Genomic DNA, 16,563 nt, shown 5'->3' with positions numbered 1-16,563 from the left:
ATGGGCAAGATCAAAATACTCATATTGACGGATACACAGCGTTTTGCATTGGAAGAGGGTTTCCGCAACGGTTGCTCGCATTGTTTTCGAATGCGTTGCCGTGCCGTACTCCAGAAATCGAAAGGGCTTTCAAGCCAAGAGATTGGGGAGCAAACGGAGATGTCACATATATCCGTCAATTCATGGGTGAAGCGTTTCGAACAATATGGTATCACAGGATTGCATACTCGTGCCGGGCGTGGGCGCAAACCTATCATGGATTGTACAGACGAAGCAGCGGTTCGCAAGGCTATCGAAGAGGACAGACAAAGCGTGAGCAAAGCCAGGGAAGATTGGCAGAATGCAACAGGAAAAGAAGCGAGCGACTGGACTTTCAAGCGTTTTTTATCAGCATTGGCGCAAGATATAAGCGAATAAAAAAACGCCCAAGGGGAATTCCCTCGCCGCAGCTTTATGAGTACAAAACTGAGAAGTTGCAAGAACTTGAACAACTGGAAAGAGATGGTAGGATCAATCTGTACTTTGCCGATGAGAGTCACGTCTGTACTGAAGGGTATGTTCCCTACGGATGGCAGTTTAGCGACGAAGATGTGCATATCCCTTCCTCGAAGGCAGGCAGACTCAACATCTTCGGAATGATAGATCGCAATAATCGGTACGACGGATTCTGCACAACTGAAAGCATCGATGCAGATAAAGTCATTGATTTTTTGGATAGGCTCTCGCTCAAAATAGAGAAAGATACATTCGTGGTTCTTGATAATGCCTCTGTTCACCGAAACAGAAAAATAAAAGAGCTGCGTAGTATTTGGGAGCGACGAGGACTGTTTCTGTTCTATCTTCCACCATATTCTCCCCAACTGAACATTGCCGAAACTCTTTGGAGAATCCTCAAGGGTAAATGGATCAGACCGCAGGATTATATATCGAAAGACACACTTTTCTATTCCGTCAACAGAGCGTTGGCGGATATTGGCAAAGGACTCTCGATTAATTTCAAACATTATGCTGCTTAATTTTGCTTAGTTACTTATCCATCGTTTTTTTAGTCCATAATTATAAGCAGCTTTCAATATCCGCATATAATAAGAGATTGTATTCAGCCCGTTACCTCTTTTCTTGAGGTACATCTCATATTCTTCCATCAACAATGCCGTAATATGATCCGAAGGTATATCTTGGCCGTTCCGAAATGCCTTGAACATACGAAGCGTTCCCCGGTAATTGGAAGCGGTTCTTTTCTGACCTGCCTCTTCCAACAGCAGGATACGATGTTCCATCATGGAGAAAAAACTCTTGGTGAGTCCTAAACCCTTGTATTCCTCCACTAACATTTCGACTGTAAAATCGACTTGCTCTTGCTCTTTTTCTGCTACAATACTTTCCAAACTAGCCACCATCTTCTCCAGATGTTCCTGCATGGCTAGTAACTCTTTAGCTCTTTTCGGAGTAGCTTTTCTAAAAGACACACATACCTTTGAACAGTCCCATTCTTTTTCATCCAACCTTACTCCGGTGGTTAACGTAGTCATCTTACGCTTATGAATCAGTTGTATAAAGCAGGAGCCTTGTCTATGCTTCACTTTCGATTTTCTAAACTTTATCGTTATAGACGTTATCATATTCTTCAAATTAAAACTTAGTACTCAATATCATAAGCCTATATATAATCAAAATATCTGTAAATTAGTTCGTTTGTGGCTTAAAAATAAGTGTAGTTAAAAACTGATTCCCTATAATAAAGATAAATCCCAAACGTTTTGCCTCCACGTTCGAGCCGCTGGTTTTCCAAAAGAATTTTCTATGCGACTAAAGTCGAAGAAAATTCATTTGGAAAAAACGCTCCGACTACGTTTGGAATTTGATGGATTATTATAGGGACTCACTGTGACCGACGTGACGCATAGGCGTTTTAAATACATGAGCCTACTTCTTTATCGGATTGCTGACAGATGATACAATGAAAATCCGGTTTCTAACATTTGTACGCAGTTGGAAATATTTGTTTCAGAATGAAAATGAGGGACTTCAGTTCTCTCTGCTCTGCATTATTTTAATAGTGTGTGATTCACTCCTTTTTTCTCTTATTTCCGCTTTTTTCCCTCCTTCTTATCTTTTCGTCGTGACATCTGATGACATCTGATGACACGTGATGCCACCTTTTTGAAAATCAGTATTTTATTCAAATTTAGCCCATACATTTGAATCGTCAAACAGGTGTATTAACTTCAAAAAGTGATAAGTATGGCACAAGGAAAAGACATCAACGAAAAAAACAAACGGACACGGAAGACGCAAAAGTCTGCAAAAGAAGAACCGTATGTGGAACAACTTAACGAATTGGTATTGGTCCACAACAAAAGTGACCCGAAAGCGGGTGTACAGGCAGTCAGTGAGATTGATGAAAAAGGAAAGATTAAGACAGTTCCGGCGGATGAAAAGAATGAAAACTCATTTCTGAAGTTCGATAAGAACTCCAGTATCCTCGAAAACTTCATCAAGAATTTCTGGAGCCAACTGAAAGAACCTACCCATTTCCGCTTGATACGGATGACCATCCATGATTACAAGCAGAATAAGGAGGCTATCAAGGATTTGTCGCAAGGCAAAGAAACGGACGCAGTGAAAGAGTTCCTCAAACGCTACGAAATCCGACCGAGAGAAAACAAGAAGGAACAGAGTAAGAACGAAAAAGAAGAAACAACTATGGCAAAGAAACAACAACCGCAAGAGCAACAAGCTCCCCGCTACCGTTACAATGAAAACATGATAAACTGGGATGCTTTGGAAAAGATGGGTGTTTCAAAAGTATCCCTCGAACAGCAGGGACTGCTTGACTCCATGTTGAAAGGGTACAAGACAAACAAGTTGGTGCCACTCACCCTTACCCTCGGATGTGCCACCGTCAGACTGGACGCGAAGCTATCGTTTATCAACCAGCAGGACGGGCAGATCGGACTGGGTATTCATGGCATCCGCAAGGAACCGGAACTGGAAAGACCTTATTTCGGACATATCTTCACCGAAGAGGACAAAAAGAACCTGCGGGAAACTGGAAACATGGGGCGTGTAGCAGATTTGAATCTGCGTGGCGGAGCGTATGATCCCTGCTTGATTTCCATCGACAAGAATACGAATGAACTGGTGGCTGTCCGCCAAGAGAATGTCTATGTGCCCGATGAGGTGAAAGGCATCCGGCTGACTGCGGATGAAATCAAGGCACTGAAAGAAGGGCAACCGGTGTTTGTAGACGGAATGACTTCTGCCAAAGGCAAAGAATTCAGCGCAACACTCCAATATAGTGCTGAACGCAGAGGGCTGGAATTCATTTTCCCGAAGGAACAGACTTTTAATCAGCAGACACTGGGTGGTGTACCATTGTCTCCGAATCAGATTAAACTGCTGAGTGAAGGACACACCATTCTTGTGGAAGATATGAAGCGTACCAACGGCGAGCAGTTCTCCTCGTTTGTCACACTGGACAAGGTGACCGGACGGCCAAACTACAGCCGTCACAATCCTGAAACCGGAGAAATCTATATTCCGAAAGAGATTTGCAACGTACAACTGACACCGGAAGACAAGGAAGCCCTACGGAAAGGGCAACCGGTATTTCTGGAAAACATGATTAACCGCAAAGGGGAAGAGTTTTCTTCCTTTGTCAAGATAGACCAAGTAACCGGGCGGCAACAGTATTCACGGACACCGGACGGCTTTAACGAGCAGCAGGCTCCTAAAATCCCGGCGGAGGTTTATGGGCATGTATTCTCCGCACAGGAGCGCGCCAACCTTCAGGACGGCAAGGCTATCCTGGTTTCCGATTTGAAGAGTGCCAACAACAAGACATTCAGTTCGTATCTGAAAGTGAATGCCAACACCGGGCAGTTGCAGTACTTCCAGGAGAATCCGGACATACGCCGCAATACTTCGCAGCGTACGGCACAGGCGGATAACAGTCCAAATCAGCAGCAGGAACAAAGAAGAAGTGCCAAGCAAGCTGTGTAAAGCAAGAACCTGTAACAAAGAGAAAGAAACATCATTCAACCATTATTTAATCCCCACGGATATGAATCAGAATATCAATCATGTGTTCAAGGCAGAAGACCTTGACTGGAAACAATTGGAGGCAATCGGCATCAATCGGAAGCAACTGGAAGAAGGCGGCAATTTGGAACTGCTTCTGCAAGGAGAAGAAACGGAACCAGTATCTCTGAAGATACGCACGGCTGTATTGTCTATGACTACGGACGCCACGTTGAAACTGGCAGAAGGAGCAAATGGAAGCCCCATCGTAGAAATCAACGGTCTGAGTGCCGATGCAGTTCTGTAATTCCCTGATAAAGTTCAACCTGTCACTCCGCATTGTCCCCATGCTGTGCGGAGTGCATAAAAAAGAAAAGAATATGATCGCAATATTGACAGACAAGCCCAATGTGGGCAGAGAGATAGCAAGAATAGTAGGTGCACACAAGTGCGAGAGCGGCTATATGGTGGGCAACGGTTACATGGTGACATGGACATTTGGGAATATGCTTTCCCTTGCCATGCCGAAAGATTACGGAACAACGAGAATAGCTCGGGAGAATTTTCCACTGAATCCCGTCCCCTTCCGCTTGATGGTGAAGCACGTAAAAACCGATACGGGATGGATACCCGACATTGAAGCTGTGCTACAACTGAAAGTCATTGAAAAGGTATTCGCGGCTTGCGACACCGTTATTGCGGCAACCGATGCCGGACGCGAAGGGCAGATGGTGTTCCGTTATCTGTACCAATATTTAAAATGCAAGCAGCCTTGCTACCGTTTATGGATTTCCTCGTTGACAGATGAAGCTATACGTACCGGAATAGAAAATCTCAGACCGGACAGCCTCTACGATGCCATGTATCTGGCTGCGGACAGTCGAAATAAGGCTGACTGGCTATTGGGATTGAATGCGAGTTACGCCATTTGCTATGCTACGGGAATGGGAAACAACTCTCTGGGACGTGTACAAACACCTATACTGGCAGCCATCAGCAGCCGTTACAGGGAAAGGGAGAATTTCATCGCGGTAGATAGCTGGCCGGTATTTATATCTGCCAGCAAGAATGGAAAGTTGTTCAAGATGCGTTGCACGGAAGAGTTTTCCGACAAGGAAACGGCGGCACAACTTTACGAGGATTGTAAACTTTCGGGACAGGCACGCATCCTATCCATCCATCGCAAAGTGAAAGAGATTCAGCCTCCGGCACTTTATGACCTCACCGAACTCCAGAAAGACGCAAACCGCTATTATAACCTCACAGCCGGACGCACGCAGGAAATCGCACAGAGGCTTTACGAGAAAAAACTGATTTCCCATCCACGCACCTCCAGTCGTTTTCTCTCGGAGGATGTCTTCAACACCTTACCGTCCATTATGGAAAAGATACTGACCTGGAAACACCTCAGACCGTATGTAAAGACGATGGGTATCAATCTCTTCGATCTGTCGAGAAACGTTATCGACGAAGATCGGGTAACGGAGCATCACGCCATCCTGATAACCAATATGTACCCCGAAGGACTGGATCGAGAGGAGATGCAGGTCTATATGTTGATTATCGGGCGGATGCTAGAGGCGTTCATGCCGGTCTGCAAAGTGGAATATACTACAGTGGATGCCGTATGCGGGGCACGCAGATTCCGCACGCAGGCATACCACATTCTAGAAAAAGGATGGTTCAATATCTTTGAACGGGAAAGCACGATTGCACCGGAAGGCTATCAGCCGATGGAGCTAGCGAAACTGGAAAACAGCGAGATACTGAAAGTGGCCGGATGTAATCTGGTACATAAGAAAGCACTTCCCGTATCGCCTTATACGGATGCCGAACTGATTGACTATATGGACAATGCCGGACTGGGTACCGTAGCCACACGTGCCAACATCATCCAGACGCTGATTAACCGCAAGTATATCCGTTATTCGGGCAAATACATCATTCCCACACGCAAAGGACTTTATATGTATGAAACAGTACGAGGTATGAAAATAGCCAATGCCGCACTGACTTCCGGTTGGGAAGCTCAACTGGCACGCATGGAGCAAGGAAAACTCACACAGGAGGAGTTTCTCGGCAAGGCACTGGAACTGGCAGGGGAAGTAACGGAGGAGATATTCCGGAAATATGCCAATTAAACAGATTGGGAACCGGACATCTAAGAGTCTTATTCATTCATAAGTCCTTACATATTTACTATAAAACAAGGAAAGTCCGTCATCAAGCATACCACAGTCCGTCACTGAGGGTGGCACAGTCCGTCACTGTGCTTACCTTAGTGACGGACTGTGGTATGCAGACATAACTAACACTGATTATCAACCAATTGGATCGGATTGCAATAGCATTAAAAATACGATACAAAAATGGTCATCAATCCGATAGATGAAAGCAACAGATAAGTTTTTCCGTTTTTAAGCGGCAAAGGTCTTGGATTGCCTCATTATTTGCCGCAAGGCGGCCCTACGGGCTGGTTAACAAAAGAAAATCATCCTCGCTTTGCTCCGGTATTTTCTTTTGCCAAGCCTTGCGCAAAAAGGCAATCCAAGGGCCGAGAGCCTATAAAATCGGGAAAACATATCCCGATGGGATTATTCATTCATTAAAAAATTAAAGGATATGAAACTACAACTCATCGAAACTCTCTGCAAACAGGTGGTCACGCTGGTATTACTCATTGGAATCTGCCTGCTCTGTCGCAAAGGTATCATCCCGGTCTACACAATCGTACTGCTATTTCTGTCAGGAGGAATCATCAGTCTGTTTTTCAGAATGCTGTCGCTGGTGGTAAAGGTTCTCATCGTACTGCTAGTAATCGGTATATTCATATAAATCCTCAAACAAAGAAGTTATGGAAACAAGAACATTCACCCCGCAAGCACCGGTCATGCCTGCCGTATGGCCATCGGTACACACCATCAAACCAGCTCGGAGACGACTGCCCAATACGGTAGACGAGCCACGGTCAATCGGCTATTATCTGGAACCGCTTATCAGTATCGCCAGCCATCCCGACCGGAAAAGAATCCTGAAGGAATTCTTCAAAGAAACTTATGTGTAACACTTTAATACTTTATCATTATGTTTTTTCAATCCATTCATCAAATGATTGCGGCAGGCACAGACCTGAGCATCAACATCAAGAGAGTAGACAACAAGCTAACGGTGGCAGTCTTGCCCAAACGTGCCAACCTGAAAGATGAGGCGCAGCAACTGATGGTTCCGTTAATACTCAGCGGACATCCGGAGGAACTGGATGCAGGATTCCTGCAAGCCATCATTACCCCGGTACAGAAAGCGCAGGGGATTCTGACCAATCTGGAAATATTCGAGAAACAGGCGCAGCAGGCAGCATCACAAAGTAAGGCGGCCAAGGCAACCGAAGAAAAGGAATCGAAAGAGGTCAAAGAGAAGCGTGAGAAGATGGAAAAGTTACTCAAGAAAGCGGAGGAAGCTACCGCAGCCAACCGTCATTCGGAAGCGATGATGTGGCTTAAACAGGCGAAGGTATTGGCTACGCCCGACAGGCAGAAAGATATAGACGCGCAGATGGCAGCGATCCAGAAGAAGGTTTCGGAAGGAAGCCTTTTCGCGGAGGAAGCCGCACCGCAGACAATGGAGATGCCTCAGGTGCAAGAGGTACAAGTCCCTTATCCGCAGCAACCTTACCAGTCACAACAGCCTGCAAATAACGTCCCGATGCAGCCGCGTCCCGGAGAGCAGATGCAAATGTTCGAGGAGTGTCCGACAGGCAGGATAATGCAGCAATCCCAACCAGAATTCCAACTGACACCACAATCTGTACCGCAACCTCCACAAACACAGCATCCGCAGGCTCAAACTCAATGGCAACAGCCGGCAACCGTTCCACAACCTGCTTACATCCCCGAAAGACAGCCACAGGCACCTAATCCGCAATGGCAACAGCCGACAAACTATGAACCCGCCAGACAATATCCGGGCCAACCACAAATGTACATTAACCAACTGACCGGGCAAGCCCCACAGAACGGAGCGCAAATGAACGGGCAGGGATGGCAGCAACCCGTTCCGCAGCAGCCGCAGGTTACGACCATGCAGATGGTATCGAGCAATAATACAGGAAGGGAGTATCATTCCCAACCTCAAAGCAGTGATCCCCTCAGCTTCGATAAGGATGACGAGAGTGACAGGGAATTCCTGCGTGAAGACCCTTACGCCGAATATCCCGACTTCCCTCTGGAATGCAGGATGAAAGACGAAGCGCAAATGGAACTGGTATGTTGTTAAACTAAAAATAAAAAAGAATATGGCACTTGAAATCAACGCACTTAAAAGAGTATTCCGGCTAAAGAGAGGAAGTAACACCCTGGAGCTGGACGATCCGGACAGCAACCTGTCACTCAACGAAGTTATGGACTTCTATTCCATGAACTACCCCGAACTGACAACAGCAACCGTACAGGGACCGGAAATAGAGAATGACCGGGCAGTCTATCAGTTCAAAACGACAATCGGCGTAAAAGGGTAATGATATGGCAAAGAAACTCAAAAAAGAAAAGGAGGAAGAATCATGCAAACAGCTCTCAGAATCTCAAACTCAGGCATTGGCCCGTTTGATTATCAACGAAACCGAATCCACCGACATCAGTCGGGGGATAAACCGCAACAAGAAAAGAAGATTGCCCCTGGCAGGAAGCGTAATGGTTTTCTGACCGGAAAGATTCAGCCTTTCGCTCCCGGGTATTGCATAGATACTTGCCGGACGGAGGAGCCGGTCAATGTGACAACGAAAGAGAACTTCGATTATCTCTATCATTCGGCATTGAGATATACCGGACTGATGAACGTGGAACTCCCTTTCCGTAAAAAGAAAGGGGGTAATACCCGGATGAATATCATCAACCTGTACAAGGAGATGGACAATCTGCTGCCCGAACATATCAACCTTGAAGTTGTAAATGGAAAACTCCATTTCTGCCTGTACAGGTTTCACGATTGGCCAGACTTCACACTGTTCTGGATACCGCTGGACTTTACACGCAAACTTTCCCGTCAATTAAGACGAATCACGCAGGAGTTCATTCTGCGATTCGTCCGTCACCACGGATTGCAGGATATTACAGAAACCGGCTATTACGAAATGGCGATTGACTATCTGGAAGATTATAAAAACTACAATGAGGAAGCGGATGCAATGGAAATCAGACAGAGTGCGCGTCTGGCACAAAGTTATCAGAAAGGAACCATCCACCGGACGTTGAACCGTATGAAAGGCAGGCATTTCTGCAAAGATTTCACCGGGAATCTACAAAAATACCAAACGGAGAAACCGAATGAACAAAAACTGCTGGAATTGATCAAAGAAGGCATGGCCTTGATTACTCCTGAAAGTCCGCACCTCATGCAGTATTATTACGACTGGGCGTATGAGGAGTCACCAGATTTTACTCCCATAGGGCTGGAAACACAAGTCATGCTGGGTTACTCGGCAAACGACGCCTTGTGTGAACAAATGGAATCCTACTTCAATTCGGACTGTCAGGAATCGTATGCCATCACCCCCGTCACTTGCCTCTATCTGACACCGGAAACGGATAAACTCTTCAGTATGGACAATTATCCTGAAAGGTTGTCCGACTGGATGGGGCGTTTCTTAAAACACGTATCAAACAACTTTTAAACACACCTGAATATGAATGAACTGACAAAAGATATCCAGCAGATCATGATACCCAGAGCTGCTTTGATAGCCTACGAGTACAAACAGAACAACTACTCCGGATCGGAGAATTACCTTGAACTCCGTCCCATCAATAAAGAAGGGCGGATGGGTGCAGGCATTCCCGTTACCTATCAATTCATGAATACCCTGCTTGAGTCCTATACCGAGGAAATGAGCGGGATTCCTCATGGACGTATGCCATCCAATATGATTTGGTGCGACACCAGAAAAGGTCGGGAGAAATATATCTGGTACAATCCGCCACAGAAGCGGCAGATGTATTTTAGAAAGTCCCTCGGCATTCCCGATGGAGTATTCAGTATGCCCGGAATTATCTACCTCGTCCGTAGCGGCCTTTTGGATGTCTTTGCCTTTATAGGGGAAAAGCCGAAAGACTCTACCAAACTCTACTATGCCCCTTATTTCAATGTAAGTGGTGCCAGTGTCTGTTTGGGAAATTCCTCACTGGAAAAACCGGCAGATCCCGATTTTGTCTCACTGACAGAGTACTGGGAAAAACGTTTCTGGCTCAGCGAATTCTCGCACTTGGGTAACAGAGGTAATCCCACTCACAGTAATCTGGTCAGTGTAACGGAAAACGCGCGCAATTATCCGTTCAATACAGAGGAACTCAAACCTATTAATAAATGCTTAAAGGAGATACTGCAATGAACAAGATACATTATACGGAACCTTACCTGCTTTCCCCCCAACATCCGGTGACGATATTCGTTATCGGTGCGGGAGGCACAGGATCACAGGTCATCACCAACCTGGCACGCATGAACATGGCATTGCAGGCAATCGGACATCCGGGGTTGCACGTCACCGTATTCGATCCTGACATTGTCACGGAAGCGAATATCGGAAGGCAACTGTTCAGTGAATCGGAGCTTGGAGAAAACAAGGCAATGGCTCTCGTCACCCGTATCAACCGGTTCTTCGGTTATACATGGGGGGCTGAATGCTGCCACTATCCGTTGGGGAGAAGCCGGAACAAAGAGAGTCCCATGCTGGCTAACATCATTATCACCTGCACGGACAATGTCCGGTCCCGTTTGGCTCTGTGGCGATTCCTCAAAAACCATCGGGAAATAAGTATCAACAATGAAAAGACTCCTCTTTACTGGATGGATTTCGGCAATACGCAAAATACCGGACAGGTGCTGGTCGGGACAATTCGCAACAAAATCCGTCAGCCTACTTCCGACAAACATATTCCAATACCAAAGATGAATGTAATCACCGAGGAGGTGAGCTATTCCACAATAAAGGAAAAAGATTCCGGTCCGAGTTGTTCGCTGGCGGAAGCGTTGAGGAAACAGGATTTGTTTATCAATTCCATGCTTGCACAAGTGGGATGCGATATTCTGTGGAAGATGTTCAAGGAAGGGAGGCTTGCGTATAGAGGAGCTTATGTCAATCTGAATACGTTGCGGGTGAATCCGATTCCGGTATAATGATCTATATCATGCAAAACCATGCAGAAATATCCCGTTGATATATCCTGCATGGTTTCTCTTCTTTGGTTCACTATTTCCTCTTATACCTTATTTATTTTTACCTCTCTGTTGCAAGAACTCCTGTATCTCCGAACTACGATAAAAGTTCTTTCCATTCTCATCTATATGGTAATAGCGAATCAAACCTTTCTCCCGATAGCGGGCAATGGTACGTTGCGTTACGCCAAGCAGATTAGCAAGATCACAGTTGTCCAATAAAGTATCGCCTTCCAAACAATCCTTCAAACGGTTTATACGATCCAGTTTCTTTTCAATGCGGTCAAAGCCTTCCACGATGGTGAGAATCATTTTTTCGAGTATCTCATTATCTATATACATAGTATATTCTCCTATTTTTAAAGGTGATTATTTTGATACCCTTCCTGTGCGCACTACAAGAGTATATGATATAGATAGTGAAAATGGTGTGCCAAGCAGCTCACGAAAATTACCAATATGCTGCAATTAATTGATTATGTGTTAGATAAAAATTGGATAAATAAATTCCTCATCATCAAGTGTAAACTTTAAAGGTGTAAAGTCGCTTTACAGTTGACAAGAAGGTTTACACCTCAATCTTTAAGGATTGACACCTGATGACATTTCACGACATCTACTGACAGAGAGTTGGTTACAGATATTTATCCGCTTTATCTTTGTATCAAACAAAAAAACGAAAGCCTATGGAAATTTTGAGTATTGAGTTAAAAACATATGAGAAGATGCAATATGCATTTACTTCCCTTAATCAGAAAATACAGCGATTGTACAATTTGCAGCAAGACAAAGGTTTAAGTGAATGGATGGACAATCAGGATGTATGTTCCATTCTTAATATATCACCGCGTACTTTGCAATCATTGCGTAATAGCAGGAAAATAACTTATTCACAGATTGAGAGAAGGATATACTATAATAAAAAAGATATTCTGGCATTACTGGAGGCGATGAATAAACCATTAATTTAGTATTATATGAGCTTGATAATCACATGTGAAAACGAGCAGGTCATTCAGTTTCTTAAAGAAGTAGATCAATTATCCCAATCCATTGAACTGCTTATGGCAAACTACAAGCCCATATTGGATGGACAGCGTTTCTTGACCGATACCGAATTATCCCAGTATCTAAAGTTAACTAAAAGGACTTTACAGGAGTATCGTAATATCGGTAAATTGCCTTTCTATCAGATAGGAGGAAAGATTCTTTATAGAGAATCAGATATTGAACAGTTGCTCTTAAAGAATCGGGTAGAAGCATTTTAGTAATTGGAGGCTATATTTCTTTGAGATATAGCCTCCAGAACTGTTGGAGTTAGGCAAAACTCTTTTCTACATTCACCATATCCTTCATTATGGATTGATCCAAAACTTTAGCGTAATGCCTTGTCATATTCATGTTTGCATGGCCGAGAATCTTTGCCACATTTTCCATAGAAACATCATTCGCTAGAAATACAATTGTAGCCGCAGTATGTCTGGCCACATGTGTGGTCAAGCGTTTATTTATGTAACAGATATCAGCAATTTCTTTCAAGTAGGCATTTGTCTTCTGATTGCTTAATACCGGCAACAATAATCGTTTTCCATTTGAAGAAGCGTATTCTTTATATTTATCCAAAATCTCTTTAGCAGCACTTAGCAAAGGAATATTGCACATTTCTTTAGTCTTTTGCCTCGGCTTGCGAATCCATAATTTACCTTGTGCATCTTTCACCAAATGATCAGCAGTAAGCTGTGAAACATCCACAAAAGCCAAACCGGTCAGGCAACAAAAGACGAATATATCCCGGACTAACTCAAGACGAGGGATTCCGAATTCTTTAGAACGGATTACATTCAACTCTTCAGCAGAGAGAAAGCCTACATTCACTTCCTTCTCTTTGAAGTGCAATCCATAAAACGGATCTTTCTTTATCCATTCATTACCAATAGCAATCCGGATCACTTTTCGGAAGTTTTTAATATGTTTCAGGGCAGAATTGTTTTGGCAGAGTTTTTCAGTTTTAAGGAAGAACTCAAAATTGCGGACAAATTCCTGATCAATCTCTTGCAGGGGCATATCCTCTTTGCGGTATTGTGCCAACAAGTATTGCTTCATATACAAAAGGGATGTATCAAACTTACGAATTGTTCCTTCAACATATTCTTTTCCGATCAAAGCGCGACATTTGTCATTATGTTCCTTAAATACTTCAAGCAACATCTTTTTGTCTTTACCATAATAACGTTCTAGGATAGCTGTAGCCGAAACGGGAGATTGGGCTTCTAATTCTATGTCACGATGAATTTGAAGTATTTTCAAACGCACAGCATCCAAGAAACTATTCAACTCTTTTGATTCCCTGTCTTTTCCTTTGGCGCATCCTTTAGCTTGGCACCATCTGTCGATAGAAACACTCCGTTTGATTCTAATTTCCACCGCCTGCTTGTTTACAGTTACTCGCACGCAAATAGGAGCTTCTCCATTCCTAAGTAATTTAGCTCTTTTAATGAAGAACAAAATACTCATTGTTTCTCTTTGGATCTTTGTCATAAACGCATCAATTTAGATGTTACAAATATACATGTGTAAACTCAAAAATGAAGCGATGCAAATAATTGAAAAACAATGAAGTATGATGCAATTCGTGGGCTTTTTTCGGACTTAAAAAAAGTCCCACGGATAAGCCCATTCTTATATCTATAAAACGCTATATTTTGCAGGAGTCTTAAAATTGAAAAAGCTCTGAAAACCATTGATTTTCAGAGCTTTTCTTAGTTCTTCCTTTTCGGCTTGTACACCCTCAGGGACTCGAACCCTGGACCCATTGATTAAGAGTCAATTGCTCTACCAGCTGAGCTAAGAGTGCAACATTTTATTTTTATTGCAACGTTGAATTTGTACACCCTCAGGGATTCGAACCCTGGACCCACTGATTAAGAGTCAGTTGCTCTACCAACTGAGCTAAGAGTGCTTAATTCCTCGTTTGCGGTTGCAAAAGTAGGTCTTTTATTTTATTTGACCAAACAATCATGCAGCTTTTTTACTATCTTTTTTTCGTCTTTATTCGAACACATAAAGCTCGGAAGGCGTATTTCGCTTTAAAGCAAGTAGTTGCACATCTTTGCCTACAATAACACCTTTGTTCTTTAATTTCCATTCCACCGTTTTATAAGCCAGCTCCGGGTGATTATTGTCTTTACTTAAATGGCATAACCAGATATATCGCAAATGTTCAGTAATATTTTCCGCCAGAAACTCTGCAGTATCAGAGTTACTCATGTGGCCGGTTTTACTTGCAATCCGTTCTTTCAGATATTGAGGATAAGGCCCCATTTTGAGCATTTCCTCATCGTAGTTGGCTTCAAGTATCAGATAATGGGCTTTACTGATATAATGAGCAGCTGTAGGAGTAATCTCTCCAAGGTCGGTTAAGAAAGAAAAGACTTTGCCATCAATTTCAATGCAATACCCCACATTGTCCGTTCCATCGTGTGGCACTTCAAAAGATTCGATGTGAAAATCTTCCAGCGTCATAGGCTCTTGCTTTTCCAGATAACGAACTGACGAGCTAAGTTTCTCCGTCATACAATAGCTACGATTGATTCCAGCATGAATACGTGCGGTTGTATAAACAGGAATATTCATTTTTTCTCCCAGATTACCCACTGCTTTAATATGGTCAGCATGATCGTGCGTTATAAATACCGCACGAATACTATCCATCAAGATATTATAATCTTTCAGTGATTTTTTGATAGTACGTATGCCGATTCCGGCATCTATCAGTATCCCATAGGTTTCAGTGCCCAGATAATAACAGTTCCCACTACTGCCACTCGCCAGGCTTATAAATTTTACTTTCATGTTTTATCCTCTTTATTAAAATGCAAAATGCCGTCAACTTTTACAGCAAAGTGACGGCAAATATACATAAAAAAGCAGAGAATTACCGAGAAGCCTCCTTCTTTTTGTCGATGGATTCGGTGATTTTTGCAAATAATAGTAGCGCTACAGCGGCAATCAGGCCTATAGCAGCAAAGTAATACCATATATAATGGGCATTTCCGCTAGCTGCCTCCCATGCTTCCCGCGTCTCGAACAAAGCCGGATCCGGACAATATTTAGTGAGCAGAATCCCCGCCAGACCAAAACCGAAAATGGAAGAAAGGAATGAATGCAAATGACTGAATCCTAAATACATTCCTTCTTCTCCTTTAGGAGCCTGTAAAGAGAAATATTCCAGATAACGCGGTGAAATGAAACATTCGGCAAGCGCCTGTACAACTATACCCGCAATCATCATCAGAGTAATATTACTCATACCTGTAATAAGATCATTACCCAACAAATTTCCACATGCCATCAGTAATGCCGAAATAGGAATCAAAAACATTCCCACATTCATCGAAGTAATCGCACTGCGTTTGGCCATCAAACGGGTGATAAAACTAACGCAGCAAACCACCACAAACGGATTCACATTGGCAATCCAACCCGGTTTTGCCGTCTCGCCAGCCATACGAATCACATATTTAGGCATAGTGGCATAAAGCTGCTGCTGCACCATCCAGAAACCAGTAACAATCAAAATAAGAATCAATAAACGCCAGTTTGTGATGATTCGCATAAATCCCTGTCCAATCTCATGGAGACTTTTTCCTTCACCTGCCGTATGCGTCGATTTATAAAGAAGAATAACAGCAAGTAAAGCAACTATTGTCATCGCACCGGAGAAATAATTAATATAGATATACGCTTGTTCACCAATAACATTACGCAAAGGATCGATAATCGTTTTACCGGTAAAAGCACCCACATTTACCATCATATAAAATATGGAATAACCACGGGCACGGGTTGCTTCCGTTGTTTCTTTAGCCACAGAAGCGGAGATAATGGACTTAATGAAAGAACCTCCCACCATAAGCACAAACAAAACCGGCACGATGATCCACCGGGTATAGCTATCAGGCAAACCATTAAATTGAGTAGTGGCACCATAACTAACCAAACCGGCAGCTTCCAGTAAAGTGGGCAGTACACCCAACCCTAAATATCCGATGGATAATAAGGAAAATGCTATAATCATTGATTTCCGGAAACCGATCTTGTCAGCATAAGCACCGGAAAAAATAGGAAGCAGATACAATCCACCGGAAAAAAGCCCGGAAATCATACTTGCTTCGAAATCATTAAAACCTAAAATGGAAGATAGATAAATAGTGAGAACGATAAAAACGGCATAATATGCCATACGCTCAAACAGTTCGACTGTGTTGCTGACCCAAAATGCTCTCGTAAAGCCTTTAGCAGCACGCTGAGGGGAATTGTTCATGTATTTATATT

19 protein-coding genes and 2 tRNA genes are annotated in these 16,563 nt (G+C 43.5%); 14 read left to right on the top strand and 7 right to left on the bottom strand.

Going from position 1 to position 16,563, the window contains the following annotated elements:
* Both DXB58_RS13740 and DXB58_RS13735 read left to right on the top strand, forming a co-directional pair.
* Positions 1-417, top strand: a complete 417-nt coding sequence (locus tag DXB58_RS13740) for a helix-turn-helix domain-containing protein (protein WP_199487969.1) — start codon at positions 1-3, stop codon at positions 415-417.
* Positions 333-1,016 (top strand): IS630 family transposase, encoded by a 684-nt coding sequence (locus DXB58_RS13735; protein ID WP_233527303.1) that lies wholly within the window; start codon positions 333-335, stop codon positions 1,014-1,016. Before DXB58_RS13740 ends, DXB58_RS13735 begins: the two co-directional genes overlap by 85 nt.
* 6 nt (positions 1,017-1,022) lie before the next feature.
* Here the strand turns inward: DXB58_RS13735 and DXB58_RS13730 are convergent, their stop codons facing one another.
* Positions 1,023-1,622 carry a phage integrase SAM-like domain-containing protein gene (locus DXB58_RS13730; RefSeq protein WP_122137113.1) on the bottom strand — a complete coding sequence of 200 codons (600 nt, stop codon included), beginning with the start codon at positions 1,620-1,622 and terminating at the stop codon, positions 1,023-1,025.
* A gap of 622 nt (positions 1,623-2,244) precedes the next feature.
* Here DXB58_RS13730 and DXB58_RS13725 point away from each other — a divergent pair.
* The 10 genes from DXB58_RS13725 to DXB58_RS13675 all read left to right on the top strand — a co-directional run bounded on the left by DXB58_RS13725 (position 2,245) and on the right by DXB58_RS13675 (position 11,190).
* Positions 2,245-4,005 carry a DUF3945 domain-containing protein gene (locus DXB58_RS13725; protein ID WP_122137112.1) on the top strand — a complete coding sequence of 587 codons (1,761 nt, stop codon included), beginning with the start codon at positions 2,245-2,247 and terminating at the stop codon, positions 4,003-4,005.
* Between the two features lie 61 nt (positions 4,006-4,066).
* Positions 4,067-4,330 carry a DUF4099 domain-containing protein gene (locus DXB58_RS13720; protein ID WP_122137111.1) on the top strand — a complete coding sequence of 88 codons (264 nt, stop codon included), beginning with the start codon at positions 4,067-4,069 and terminating at the stop codon, positions 4,328-4,330.
* A 73-nt stretch (positions 4,331-4,403) separates the two neighbouring features.
* The gene (locus DXB58_RS13715) at positions 4,404-6,164 is read left to right on the top strand and encodes a DNA topoisomerase (protein ID WP_122137227.1); all 1,761 of its coding nucleotides are present in this window, start codon (positions 4,404-4,406) and stop codon (positions 6,162-6,164) included.
* A 481-nt stretch (positions 6,165-6,645) separates the two neighbouring features.
* Positions 6,646-6,858 (top strand): hypothetical protein, encoded by a 213-nt coding sequence (locus DXB58_RS13705; RefSeq protein ID WP_122137110.1) that lies wholly within the window; start codon positions 6,646-6,648, stop codon positions 6,856-6,858.
* A gap of 19 nt (positions 6,859-6,877) precedes the next feature.
* Positions 6,878-7,087 (top strand): hypothetical protein, encoded by a 210-nt coding sequence (locus DXB58_RS13700; RefSeq protein WP_122137109.1) that lies wholly within the window; start codon positions 6,878-6,880, stop codon positions 7,085-7,087.
* A gap of 20 nt (positions 7,088-7,107) precedes the next feature.
* Positions 7,108-8,295, top strand: a complete 1,188-nt coding sequence (locus DXB58_RS13695; RefSeq protein ID WP_122137108.1) for a PRTRC system protein E — start codon at positions 7,108-7,110, stop codon at positions 8,293-8,295.
* A 19-nt stretch (positions 8,296-8,314) separates the two neighbouring features.
* Positions 8,315-8,536, top strand: coding sequence for a PRTRC system protein C (locus DXB58_RS13690; RefSeq protein WP_122137107.1), 222 nt, complete (start codon positions 8,315-8,317; stop codon positions 8,534-8,536).
* Between the two features lie 42 nt (positions 8,537-8,578).
* A complete protein-coding gene (locus tag DXB58_RS13685) occupies positions 8,579-9,688 on the top strand; it encodes a hypothetical protein (RefSeq protein ID WP_122137106.1) in 1,110 nt (369 codons plus the stop codon).
* A 12-nt stretch (positions 9,689-9,700) separates the two neighbouring features.
* Positions 9,701-10,402, top strand: a complete 702-nt coding sequence (locus tag DXB58_RS13680; protein WP_122137105.1) for a prokaryotic E2 ligase family D protein — start codon at positions 9,701-9,703, stop codon at positions 10,400-10,402.
* On the top strand, positions 10,399-11,190 hold the full coding sequence (locus DXB58_RS13675; RefSeq protein WP_122137225.1) for a PRTRC system ThiF family protein: 792 nt from the start codon (positions 10,399-10,401) through the stop codon (positions 11,188-11,190). The genes DXB58_RS13680 and DXB58_RS13675 overlap by 4 nt, the downstream gene beginning before the upstream one ends.
* Before the next feature lie 90 nt (positions 11,191-11,280).
* Here the strand turns inward: DXB58_RS13675 and DXB58_RS13670 are convergent, their stop codons facing one another.
* Complete coding sequence (locus DXB58_RS13670; RefSeq protein ID WP_122137104.1) at positions 11,281-11,571, bottom strand: helix-turn-helix domain-containing protein; 291 nt, start codon at positions 11,569-11,571, stop codon at positions 11,281-11,283.
* 344 nt (positions 11,572-11,915) lie between these two features.
* On the opposite strand from DXB58_RS13670, the gene DXB58_RS13665 reads away from it, so the two are divergent.
* The gene (locus DXB58_RS13665) at positions 11,916-12,200 is read left to right on the top strand and encodes a helix-turn-helix domain-containing protein (protein WP_122137103.1); all 285 of its coding nucleotides are present in this window, start codon (positions 11,916-11,918) and stop codon (positions 12,198-12,200) included.
* A 6-nt stretch (positions 12,201-12,206) separates the two neighbouring features.
* Positions 12,207-12,497 (top strand): helix-turn-helix domain-containing protein, encoded by a 291-nt coding sequence (locus tag DXB58_RS13660; RefSeq protein WP_122137102.1) that lies wholly within the window; start codon positions 12,207-12,209, stop codon positions 12,495-12,497.
* Positions 12,498-12,546: 49 nt separating this feature from the next.
* On the opposite strand, the gene DXB58_RS13655 is transcribed toward DXB58_RS13660, so the two are convergent.
* The 5 genes from DXB58_RS13655 to DXB58_RS13635 form a co-directional block, all read right to left on the bottom strand.
* Positions 12,547-13,767, bottom strand: coding sequence for a site-specific integrase (locus DXB58_RS13655; protein ID WP_122137101.1), 1,221 nt, complete (start codon positions 13,765-13,767; stop codon positions 12,547-12,549).
* A gap of 243 nt (positions 13,768-14,010) precedes the next feature.
* Positions 14,011-14,083, bottom strand: a tRNA-Lys gene (locus DXB58_RS13650).
* A 32-nt stretch (positions 14,084-14,115) separates the two neighbouring features.
* Positions 14,116-14,188 (bottom strand) — tRNA-Lys (locus DXB58_RS13645).
* Positions 14,189-14,277: 89 nt separating this feature from the next.
* On the bottom strand, positions 14,278-15,081 hold the full coding sequence (locus DXB58_RS13640) for an MBL fold metallo-hydrolase (RefSeq protein ID WP_004295897.1): 804 nt from the start codon (positions 15,079-15,081) through the stop codon (positions 14,278-14,280).
* 82 nt (positions 15,082-15,163) lie between these two features.
* Positions 15,164-16,552 carry a peptide MFS transporter gene (locus tag DXB58_RS13635; RefSeq protein WP_004295896.1) on the bottom strand — a complete coding sequence of 463 codons (1,389 nt, stop codon included), beginning with the start codon at positions 16,550-16,552 and terminating at the stop codon, positions 15,164-15,166.
* Positions 16,553-16,563: the final 11 nt, after the last annotated feature.

This window comes from Bacteroides sp. OM05-10AA, assembly GCF_003439055.1.
Taxonomy (GTDB): domain Bacteria; phylum Bacteroidota; class Bacteroidia; order Bacteroidales; family Bacteroidaceae; genus Bacteroides; species Bacteroides intestinigallinarum.
The sequence above is the reverse complement of the archived record's forward strand: the minus strand, read 5'-3'. Positions and strand labels throughout refer to the sequence as shown.